Raw genomic sequence first — 2,373 nt, 5'->3', positions numbered from 1 at the left:
TTTCTCCAGATCGTAGGGCGACATCTCGATGGTGACCCGGTCACCCGCGAGCGTCTTGATACGATTCTTCTTCATCTTGCCCGCGGTGTAGGCAACTATTTCATGCCCGGCATCGAGCTGCACGCGATAGCGCGCATCGGGAAGGATTTCGGTCACCAGTCCTTCGAACTGGATCAGCTCTTCTTTAGCCATGGTTATCTCCAGATCGATCGACGATTAACGTGGCCGGTGGGTACGGTTGGGTTGGGTGTTCGGGCGGCTTTCGCGATGCAAAAAGGCAACGCCCTGCATCCCTTCAGCCTTGACCTGATTCTTGCCGGCTTGCGATGGACGTGACGGCTCATGCCGGCTGATTTGTGGCGTATTTCCGTTACCGCCGGGACGACGGCGGCGGCGCGGGCCTTTCGATCCGGGGGCCGCGTCATGACCTCTTGCGCCGTGGCCATGGGATGTGGATCGCGCGCCGCGATGCTGCGCCGGAGCCGGCGCCGTATCGCGATGACCCGGCGTGCGGCGGTCTTCCCGCGGCAACGCAATGCGGATCAGCTTTTCGATGTCGCGCAGGTAGGCCATTTCCTCACCGCCCGCGACCAGCGAGATGGCGACGCCATCCGCGCCGGCCCGCGCGGTGCGGCCGATGCGATGCACGTAAGTCTCGGGCACGTTCGGAAGATCGAAATTCACCACATGGCTGATGCCGTCGACGTCAATGCCCCGCGCGGCGATGTCGGTGGCGACGAGGGTGCGGATCTCGCCGGTGCGGAATGCCGCCAGCACGCGCTCGCGGTGGTTCTGCGACTTGTTGCCGTGGATGGCGTCAGCGGTGATGCCGGCCCGCTCCAGGCCCTTCACCACCTTGTCGGCGCCATGTTTGGTGCGGGTAAAGATCAGCGCCCGGTTGACTTGCTCCTGCTTCAAGAGCTGCGCCAGCAGCGCGGGCTTGGCGGAATGGTCGACCTGAATGATGCGCTGGGTGATGCGCTCGACGGTCGTGGCCGCAGGCGTTACCGCGACGCGGGCCGGATCGCGCAGCATCTGCTCGGCGAGTTCGGCAATATCCTTCGGCATGGTCGCCGAGAAGAACAGCGTCTGCCGCTAGACCGGGGTTTTCGCTACGATTTTCCGGATGTCGTTGATAAAGCCCATGTCGAGCATGCGGTCGGCTTCGTCGAGCACGAGGAATTCGACCTGGCCGAGCTTCAGCCCGTTGCTTTGCACGAGGTCGAGCAGGCGGCCGGGGGTGGCGACCATCACTTCGACGCCCTGCATGATCGAACGGACCTGGCGTCCCATCGGCACGCCGCCGATCGCCAGCGCCGAGGTCAGCCGCATGTGGCGGCCATAGGCGTTAAAGCTTTCGAGAATCTGTCCCGACAGTTCACGTGTCGGGCTCAGCACCAGCACGCGGCAGGCCTTGGGCTGCGGCTTGATGCGGTTCTGCAGGATGCGGTGCAGGATGGGTAGCGCAAACGCCGCGGTCTTGCCGGTGCCGGTCTGGGCGATGCCGACGACGTCACGGCCGGCGAGCGCGAGGGGAATGGTTTGAGCCTGGATGGGTGTAGGCGTGAGGTAGTTCTCTTCCTTGAGCGCACGCGAGATGGGATCGGCGAGGCCGAAATCCTGAAAGGAGGTCAAAAGTCTGGTTCTTTCCATATGTGAAAGCAGGCGCCCGGCGGAATCCGCCAGGAGCGCGCGAGGGTGTCTCAAGACACCCGCGTGTTTGGGGCGTCGGTTTTGGTTAGCTGAAGGGGCAAGCCAGAAACCGTTGGACGGGCTCAGAACACGCGGCTCGCAATGACCTGATGATTCTCAAGCATATGATTCTCAAGGTCTTGGCGCTGATATGGAACACGAACGCGGCGCTTTCAAGGTAAATCGTCAAAAGTCCCGTCCATCGGGTTAACAGGCGCGGCCAAACTCGGTTTTTTCGGCGTAAATCCGCTGTCGGAAATTTAGGCAATTGTTGCAGTTTGCTTATTAAATAAACAAAATGCCGACTACGCATACATTTTTTGAGGCTAAAGTTTGGGCAATACCGAAACGAAGGCCGTGTCCGATTCCGGATTCCCTAGCGACCTCATCCGGTTACGCCATTTTTGCACCGTGGCATGCTTCTTGCGATTCCGTTAACCGCAGGCGGCCGTGGGGCCGTTCGCAGCGTCTTTACGTCTGCGCCAGGGAGATGACAGCACATGATCACCGATTTGACTTACGCCATAGCAAAACCCATGAGCCGGCGCCGTTGGCTGGCGGTAAGTGCCGGCTTGGTTTTGGGCTTGGCCACATTTGCACCCGCGAAAGCGGCGGATGACACCATTAAGGTCGGCGTCCTTCACTCACTTTCGGGCACCATGGCCATCAGCGAAACCACGC

At 61.0% G+C, this 2,373-nt stretch carries 1 protein-coding gene and 2 pseudogenes; 1 reads left to right on the top strand and 2 read right to left on the bottom strand.

Annotated elements, in window-relative coordinates; genetic code table 11:
• Positions 1 to 192: translation initiation factor IF-1 (gene infA, locus VGP39_RS10665; protein WP_327568068.1), on the bottom strand; the 192-nt coding region annotated here is incomplete at its 3' end.
• A 24-nt stretch (positions 193 to 216) separates the two neighbouring features.
• A pseudogene (locus VGP39_RS10660) lies at positions 217 to 1,653 on the bottom strand (DEAD/DEAH box helicase).
• 539 nt (positions 1,654 to 2,192) lie between these two features.
• On the opposite strand from VGP39_RS10660, the pseudogene VGP39_RS10655 reads away from it, so the two are divergent.
• Positions 2,193 to 2,373: pseudogene (locus tag VGP39_RS10655) on the top strand (urea ABC transporter substrate-binding protein); the annotation flags it as partial.

Source organism: Bradyrhizobium sp. (assembly GCF_036009065.1).
Classification (GTDB): Bacteria; Pseudomonadota; Alphaproteobacteria; order Rhizobiales; family Xanthobacteraceae; genus Bradyrhizobium.
This window is presented reverse-complemented; position numbering and strand designations above follow the sequence as displayed.